Raw genomic sequence first — 8055 nt, 5'->3', positions numbered from 1 at the left:
AAAATTGGGACGTATTCTCCGCTTATAAAGCCAGTTTAGGCTTTGTTTGGGCTTAAAATTTGTTTAAGTCCCGTTAGGCTTATCCGGTATTGGCAAAACCGCCCTTACACTCCAACTAATCTCACAAATTCAACACGAATTCGATCGCATCATCTGGCGAAGTCTCCGCAACTCTCCACCGCTGGCATCACTCCAAACCGACTTAATTAAATTCCTCTCCCAGCAGCAAGAAACTAACCCCCCCAACCCCCCCTTATCAAGGGGGGGCGAAGAGATTAAACCTCTTTCTCCCAGGCGCGGCGAAGAGATTAAACCTCTTTCTCCCAGGCGCGGCGAAGAGATTAAACCTCTTTCTCCCCCCCTTAGCAAGGGGGGGTTGGGGGGGGTAATCAACTATTTACGATCGCACCGCTGTCTGATCATCCTCGATGATATCCAAACCATCTTCAGCAGCGGACAACTCGCAGGAAATTACCAACCTGGATATGAAAATTACGGCGCATTCTTCAAACAAATAACAGAATCATCCCACAACAGTTGCTTAATCCTCCTGAGTTGGGAAAAACCCAGAGAAATCGCCGCATTAGAAGGCGAAAACCGCCCCTGCAAATCTCTGCAACTCAACGGTTTAGGCCCGGAAGCACAAGAAATATTCAGAGAAAAAGGATTAGCAGAACCGGAGAAATGGTCAGAATTAATCGACCTTTACCGAGGCAATCCCTTATGGTTAAATATAGTTGCCACATTGATTCAAGACTTATTCGGCGGTAGCGTTTCCGAATTCCTCTCCTATGATACCCTATTCTTAGGAGACTTAGAATCACTCCTGCACCAGCATTTCGATCGCCTAACCGCATCCGAACAACAGGCGATCGCATGGCTAGCCAATACCCCCGAACCAGCCGACATCTCAAAAATACCAGAAAACCTGCAACTATCACCGCCCGAACTCTTGAAAGTCATGCAATCTTTAGGACGACGGTCATTAGTTGAAACGGTAAAACAAAATGGGCGATCGCACTTTACGATCGGGCCAGTAATCAGAGAGTATATAATCAACAAAACCCGACACAAAAACTGATAAACTTATCAATTTTAGTCGTGGAGGCAGAAACCGGGTTTTTTACGAAAATACTGCATACCTGCCTAGAATTTGGTAAAAAACCCGGTTTCTTTGATATTGATGCGTAAGTCTTGAATCTGCATTTACTTAGCAATTACTGACCCCACTCACGGAGTTTTACAATGGCTACAGCAACATTATTAAGTCACGAAATAGCAGAAGGTCAAAGACTAATAGACGCTCTAAATGCAGCACATCTATCAGTTGACTCTGCTCTCTGGAACTACGCACCAGAACCAGAAACATGGCGGCTAATGCTCACCTCACCTCTGTACGATAGCGAAGGGCCTCTTAAAACTTATGGGGAAATTCTGTCAGTCTTTCGCGAAGTTAAACCTGAATTGAAAATCGATTGGACAGCACTTGTAGCAGTAAGCCCAAAACATGACTTAATTGAGGGCTTACGTCAGATACAACAAGATTGGAATTTAGACTTATCAGGCAGAAGAATGACGAATGATCGGATTAATCAGACGTGGGTCGAAGATGCTTACATTTATCAAATCAAGTGAGTTGACACGGCAAAAAATAGCTTAAAATAGGTGCGATCGCTCTCCCTCTCACCTAACCTTTAGGATTACTATATTAATGAAAATCGCCACCTGGAACGTCAACTCAATCCGCACCCGCATAGAACACGTTACTAGCTGGTTGCAAACCAACTCCCCAGACGTTCTCTGCCTCCAAGAAACCAAAGTTACAGACAAAGACTTCCCCCTAGAACCCTTCACCAACCTCGGCTACAACTGCTACATTTCCGGTCAAAAATCCTACAACGGCGTTGCCATTTTTAGCCGATCGCCCCTAACGCAAATCACCACCGGATTTGCCCCCATTCTCGGCGACGAAACCACAGGTATTTTTGACGAACAAAAACGCCTCATAGCGGGGATTATAGACGATATTTGCATTATTTGCGTATACGTTCCCAACGGTTCCGAAGTCGGCAGCGAGAAATATGAGTACAAGCTAAAGTGGCTCAAACTGCTGCAAGAATACCTCAAAATAGCACTAGATAAATCCCCCAACTTGTGCATTTGCGGCGACTTCAACATCGTCCCGGACGATCGAGATATCCACAATCCCAAAGCCAATGCTAACTCCGTCGGCTTGTCTGTTGCCGAGCGCCTCGCACTAACAGAAATCATAGAATTAGGATTAAACGACCCCTTTCGCAAATTCACATCAGAAGGCGGTCATTATAGCTGGTGGGACTACCGCGCCGCCGCATTTCCCCGCAACAACGGCTGGAGAATCGACCACCATTATCTCAGCCCTCCCCTGTACGAACAAGCAAAAAACTGTACAATAGACATTGCTCCCAGAAAATTAATCAAACCCAGCGACCACGCCCCCGTAATTGTCGAAATTTGATTTATGAGTTATAAATAAAACTAAGGCAAAAGAAACCGGGTTTCTACCATAAATCTTAGGTTGAGCAACGATAAATTTAAGAAACCCGGTTTCTCGATCCTATGCGTAACTCCCGATCCAGTTAATAACAACCAACAACCAAAAATCATGTTCTTAGTAACCGGAGCAACAGGCGCACTAGGCCGCCGAATTGTACGAGAAATCAGACAGCAAGAAAAGCCTGTCCGCGCATTCGTTCGCCTCGCATCTCGCTACTCTGAACTAGAAAACCGAGGCGCTGAGATTTTTATTGGCGACTTGAAACAAGACAAAGATATTAAAAAAGCCTGCCAAGGAGTGCAGTACATCATCAGCAGCCACGGCACCGGGGGCGACGTTCAAGCAGTACACTACCGCGCTAACATAGAATTGATCGACTGTGCCAAAGAAGCCGGAGTGCAGCACTTTGTCTTTCTTTCGGTACTGGGAGTCGATCGAGGATACGAAGATTCCGCAGTATTCAAAGCCAAGCGAGAAGTAGAAAAATACCTGCAAAACAGTGGATTGAATTATACAATCTTGCGGCCTGCCGGTTTTGCTTCCAGCTTGTTACCCCTAGCAGAAAGATTTCGAGAAACCGGACTTTACCTGCTGATTGGCGACGGCAAAAACCGCACCTCTGTTGTCAGTACCGACGACTTAGCTCATATTGCCGCAAACTCGCCAACAGTCGAAGGCGCACGCAACCAAATTCTGCGAGTCGGTGGCCCGGATGTGCTGACAAGGGATGACATTCCCCGCATTTTCGGACGATTATTCAAGCGCGAACCGATGGTAATCAACCCGCCACTGGTTGTGTTTGACGGTTTGAGAAATGCCTTGGGTTTATTGAATCCTCAAGCTCAAAAAGACTTAGGAACTTTGCGGGTATTGCTGGGTAATGAGTATTTCTGTACTCCCGAAGAAGTGCAAAACTTGGAATCAATCTACAGCATGAAAATGGAATCCTTAGAAAGCTTTTTGCGGCGCAATTTGAGCGTTTAAAGTGCTAGTAATTCTCGTTACCAGGCTCTGCCTGGTAATGAGCAAATGTAACGCAAAATCGCACCTGAAAACCATTTAAGCAGAAATAGGTAGTGGTTGAGCACCAATATAGCTTGTAAGTGCGATCGGCGGAGAAGTCGGCTTAGCAATCAAATAACCTTGAACAAAAGTTGCTCCCCGTTCCCGCACCCACTCAAACTCCTCCAAAGTTTCCACACCTTCAGCAACAGTTTTAATCTCTAATTTAGACGCAATTTCTAACATCTTTTCAGTAATTAGGGCCTTATAATAATCTTGATCGACGTTGCGAATTAATTGCATATCCAACTTAATAAAATCTGGACGCAATTGGTGCATCAAATTTAAATTAGAAGAACCGCTGCCAAAATCGTCTAGGGCAATTAAAAATCCCGCCTCTCGGTAAAACCTCAGAATATTAATCAAGTGATCGATATCGGGGGGGTGCTGAGATTCCGCTACTTCAAAAACAATATTGCTGTGAGGAATTCCCGCTTCATCAATAGCCTGTACAGTCATTCGCAGGCACGTAGCGGGATCGTAAACTGAAGTCGGAGAAAAATTAATAAAAAGTAATTCTTTGAGCTCGTACACATGGGCTTCCCGGATAGCGCGAGTCCGGGCTAAAGCATCTAGTTGAAAAATTATGCCTGCTGATTCTGCTTGGGCAAAAATCCGACCCGGATAAATTAAGTTTCCTTGCTCGTCAATTCCTCGGAGTAGGGCTTCATGAGCAAAAATTTTAGAAGTATCTGAAGTATAAACAATGGGCTGAAAATGCGTAGTAATTCGTTCTTCGGACAATAAATCTAACAGCCAATCAGACTTGCTGAAATTAATAAAAGAGTCTAAGGAAGTGCTGCGATAAAAATCGCTAAATTTAGGCTGTTCAACTTCCCGCATCCACAAAACTTTAGTCTCTTTCAACTCTTGACTTGTCAGCACCGATGATGCTAGTGCGCTAAAATTTTCTCTCGCTATTCCCTCAAGCATAACGTACAAACACTTGCTCTCTTCTAAAAGCTTGAATTCAAGTTTAGCCTTGGTTAGTGCAGAAATAACCTTTTTGAGCGTGTGCGATACTGGAAACCACAGGTATAGACCTCCGCTGCCCTCTATTTTTGCGGGTACTGTTTCGCAGCGAGAGCAGGAGCCGAAGGCTTTGCCACTTATTTGCATTGGAATATCCTCCGGTTTTCGGGTTAATTTTAGACCCGCTAAGAACTATCTTTTATTATAAGCTCATTCAGCTATTAATTCATCTATCTCAAGATGTAAATCTTAATTAACTTGTATTTAAGAATTATTGCAGTATTTATACTTGCCTCCGGTTTCAAACCTTGCTCAAAGTTCTCAGCATTGAGTAAGTACCTGCGATCGAACACAGTCCCAAATCATCACAGAGGGAGAAGGCAAAGACTTGTTCTCTACTCTCTACTGCTGCTCTGATTGTTTACGTTTTATTCTATAATTCCGTCTGCCAAAACAGTCGCTAGAGTTGATTTTTTGGCAAAGGAAAATTAACCCGCCCGTGAAGCGCAGCTATCCCGTAGGGAATCGCCCGATTCTTTAATTTATCCCAACCAGAAATATACACAGCCGGACGATCGCCCAAAACAAACTCACTTGCTGGAGCATATCCAATTTAATTTTATAATCGGGATGACAGGATTTGAATTAAGCTCTCGGAACTATTCTACCACTTTCCGCCATCCTAGCCCATTTTTTCGCTCAATCTAGGCAACCTGTTTTGCATCTGAGCGAAAACTGAGCAGCTTGCTGTATTCTTTACACAGTAGGCGACTTAGCACTATGGAGGATTGAGCGAAAGATGAGCGAAAAATCTAATTCAGTCACACTCAGCACATCTGCTGACTACCTTATTGGGTATGAGCGGATTTTGGACTACTTCAAGCAAGCACAGAAAGAATGCCCCAAAGGGGTAGGACTAAAGAAGGACAGTAAGGCTAAGGGGTCTTACATCACCCTTCAGTTCAGACTAGGTGACAAGCGGGTCAATAAAACCTGTGGGTGCTACCTCACAATGCAGGGCATCACCGATGCCTTAAATAAAGCTCACTTGGTTGCTACCGCCCTAGAGTCGTTCTCTAGTGAGACTCAGTTTTTAAGCTGGTATGATGATGTTATTTTGCAAAAAAACATCATCAAAAATGACTTAATAACGTTTGGCGAGGCAATTACAAAAGTAGAGAAAGAATACTGGGATGGACGCACTAAACGCCGCCAACAGCGTGACAGAAGCAATATTAGTCAGCAGCGTTCTTGGAATGTAGTTTACGGCCACTATTACAGACTGTTGCCACAAAACACGGTTGTCAATTTGGCAGATATTCTGTTGGCAGTTAACAGCAAAAAAAAAGGAACTAAATGTTTCAAGAACTGCTTGTGCGCTATGCGTAAGCTCGCCGAAACGATTCAAAACACTGACTTACTCAGTCGCCTTAAAGAAGTTGATGGTACGCAGACAGAGTTTAGACAAGACCTTCAATCTATATCGGTTGATGAATTCTTGAAACTTCGGGAGGAAATTTTAACAATTCCTGATGACAAACGATACCATTTAGAATCACGCAAGCGGTGGATGTGGGTGCTGTCAATGCAAGTGGTGTATGGCTTTCGGGTTCACGAGGTCTTTGCTGTTCAGAACATCGACAAACCATTTACAGCAAAGGATGGCGTTATTATCCCGGCACTGATTGAGCCAAACAATATAAAAATGATTGCTGTAGTGGGTGATAAAACGTTGTTAGACACCACAACCAAAACTGGCTACAGATTGTGTGTGCCGATGCTTCCTCCTACCCATCCCGATTTGGTAAAACGCTTAGAACTCAAAGCAGGACAATTGCCGGAGATTCATTCAGTTTCAGATAATCCAAATACCATTGGTAAGGCTTACGCTAGGAGAGCGCGTCAATTTTTAACCAGACTAAACAAAGGTCTATCACAAACTCACGCACTGCGTCATTTAGCTAACCTTAATGGTCAAATGGGAGGGATGTCTCAGGAGACGAGAGCTAAAAGTTTAGGGCATTCAACACAGATGAATGAAGGGATTTATAAGAGACGAGCTAACACTGAAACAACAATTAACCTGTTGACTCAATCTACAAAGGAAACTATTCCTCTAGGTAGCGCAATTGGGGTGCTCAAACGGATAGGAAGTAACACACAATGTGTTGATTTGTTAGCTGCTATTTACGGCCTTACATCCGACAAAGTGATGGAGTTGCTTGCCGAATAATTTGAAACAAAACTTTACAGTCCCTGTGTTGACAAGGAAGTGTAAGTCTGCAATCGTGAGTAACTAAGGAAGATTGTTGCGCGGTTGACGAGCACTTGCAATGCTAGCCAAACCACGACTTCCCCAAACCGTAGAGTTAGTACGTTTGGAGCCTATAAATTATGCCACTTTCAGCCGATTGTCCTAACGGACGATCGCAACTCTTAATGATTGAGTTGGCGGGGTTTTGTCATGACTAAACCTACCGTCAGCTACCGTCGCATTGACCAATTAAAGGCGATCGCCTTTGACCGTGGCTTCACCAATGAAGACGCCAGACAGTTTGGGAAACTCAGCAAAACTGCTACATGGGAAGCGCTGCTAGAACTGTACCTGGTTGACGGTGAATCGCTTGACACAGTGCTAGACGTACCACTAGACACAGTTCTAGGAAGTGTAGACGCAGTGCCTGAACTGCTTGACACAGCGACTGTAGACACTGTAGACGCAGTGCTAGACATACCACTAGACACAGGTGAAACAGTCGCAAACAGTCGCAAGCAGTCCGACTGCTTGTATACCTTGACTGCACCACTAGACACAGTTCTAGGAAGTGTAGACGCAGTGCCTGAACTGCTTGACACAGTACCCGAAGTTATACAAACAGTCGCAAGTAGTCGCAAGCAGTTCGACTGCTTGTATACCTTGACTGCACCACTAGACACAGTTCTAGAAAGTGTAGACACCCTAGATTGGACTAACGACGGTTCGTTCCCTGTGTGCGGTTTCACCCGCCAGAATTCCACCAGCTTTTTAGACTGGGTTGACCTTGGGCAACTCATCGCACTCATACTCGCATCGACGGGAGTGTTTGTGCTGGCTATGTCTATGTGGCGTCAAATCAATCCCCTGAATTTATTTCCCTCCCCAGTTCGCATCAACATTCAAATCGGGACAAAATTATGAGCTTACAACTACGCCTATTCGGCGGCAATTCTGATGCTGGAAAACTCACTGCCAGCAACGACGGCGGACACGCAATCGACAAATCCAAAGTTTTGGCAAGCACCGACGCAAGTGTTATCACACCGCTAAATCCTGGTAACTTTTCCAGCATCCGTAGTGTTCCAGTTGTGCCAGCACCGCGCTACTTCACCAAAGAAGAAGCGGACGCCATGAAGGATTTAGCAAAGGAGAAAACAGACGGTGCAAAACAGTCTAAACGCGCCTATGAAGCACTGGCAAAAGTTGAAGAAGCCGATGCTAAAGTTCA

General features: G+C 44.7%; 6 protein-coding genes and 2 pseudogenes. 7 read left to right on the top strand and 1 reads right to left on the bottom strand.

Annotated features, from left to right (window positions below):
• Positions 1-73 precede the first annotated feature (73 nt).
• The 4 genes and pseudogenes from QUB39_RS29995 to QUB39_RS29980 all read left to right on the top strand — a co-directional run.
• A pseudogene (locus QUB39_RS29995) lies at positions 74-1081 on the top strand (ATPase); the annotation flags it as partial.
• A gap of 164 nt (positions 1082-1245) precedes the next feature.
• On the top strand, positions 1246-1635 hold the full coding sequence (locus QUB39_RS29990; RefSeq protein ID WP_333212820.1) for a hypothetical protein: 390 nt from the start codon (positions 1246-1248) through the stop codon (positions 1633-1635).
• A gap of 76 nt (positions 1636-1711) precedes the next feature.
• Positions 1712-2497 carry an exodeoxyribonuclease III gene (gene xth, locus QUB39_RS29985; RefSeq protein WP_333053778.1) on the top strand — a complete coding sequence of 262 codons (786 nt, stop codon included), beginning with the start codon at positions 1712-1714 and terminating at the stop codon, positions 2495-2497.
• A gap of 147 nt (positions 2498-2644) precedes the next feature.
• Positions 2645-3520 (top strand): SDR family oxidoreductase, encoded by an 876-nt coding sequence (locus QUB39_RS29980; RefSeq protein ID WP_333053779.1) that lies wholly within the window; start codon positions 2645-2647, stop codon positions 3518-3520.
• Between the two features lie 75 nt (positions 3521-3595).
• Here QUB39_RS29980 and QUB39_RS29975 read toward each other — a convergent pair whose 3' ends face one another.
• Positions 3596-4717 carry an EAL domain-containing protein gene (locus QUB39_RS29975; RefSeq protein WP_333053780.1) on the bottom strand — a complete coding sequence of 374 codons (1122 nt, stop codon included), beginning with the start codon at positions 4715-4717 and terminating at the stop codon, positions 3596-3598.
• 652 nt (positions 4718-5369) lie between these two features.
• Here QUB39_RS29975 and QUB39_RS29970 point away from each other — a divergent pair.
• The 3 genes and pseudogenes from QUB39_RS29970 to QUB39_RS29960 all read left to right on the top strand — a co-directional run.
• Positions 5370-6803 (top strand): hypothetical protein, encoded by a 1434-nt coding sequence (locus QUB39_RS29970; RefSeq protein WP_333053781.1) that lies wholly within the window; start codon positions 5370-5372, stop codon positions 6801-6803.
• Between the two features lie 231 nt (positions 6804-7034).
• A complete protein-coding gene (locus tag QUB39_RS29965; protein WP_333485229.1) occupies positions 7035-7748 on the top strand; it encodes a hypothetical protein in 714 nt (237 codons plus the stop codon).
• A pseudogene (locus tag QUB39_RS29960) lies at positions 7745-8055 on the top strand (hypothetical protein); the annotation flags it as partial. The gene QUB39_RS29965 and the pseudogene QUB39_RS29960, both read left to right, overlap by 4 nt.

Source organism: Microcoleus sp. AT8-B5, assembly GCF_036705565.1.
GTDB lineage: Bacteria > Cyanobacteriota > Cyanobacteriia > Cyanobacteriales > Microcoleaceae > Microcoleus.
The sequence above is the reverse complement of the archived record's forward strand: the minus strand, read 5'-3'. Positions and strand labels throughout refer to the sequence as shown.

What these genes read in the sequence shown, in the direction of transcription:
- QUB39_RS29980 (WP_333053779.1), top strand. Translation starts at nt 2,645, where the DNA reads ATGTTCTTAGTAACCGGAGCAACAGGCGCACTAGGCCGCCGAATTGTA.
- xth (WP_333053778.1), top strand. Translation starts at nt 1,712, where the DNA reads ATGAAAATCGCCACCTGGAACGTCAACTCAATCCGCACCCGCATAGAA.
- QUB39_RS29970 (WP_333053781.1), top strand. Translation starts at nt 5,370, where the DNA reads ATGAGCGAAAAATCTAATTCAGTCACACTCAGCACATCTGCTGACTAC.
- QUB39_RS29965 (WP_333485229.1), top strand. Translation starts at nt 7,035, where the DNA reads ATGACTAAACCTACCGTCAGCTACCGTCGCATTGACCAATTAAAGGCG.
- QUB39_RS29975 (WP_333053780.1), bottom strand. Translation starts at nt 4,717, where the DNA reads ATGCAAATAAGTGGCAAAGCCTTCGGCTCCTGCTCTCGCTGCGAAACA.
- QUB39_RS29990 (WP_333212820.1), top strand. Translation starts at nt 1,246, where the DNA reads ATGGCTACAGCAACATTATTAAGTCACGAAATAGCAGAAGGTCAAAGA.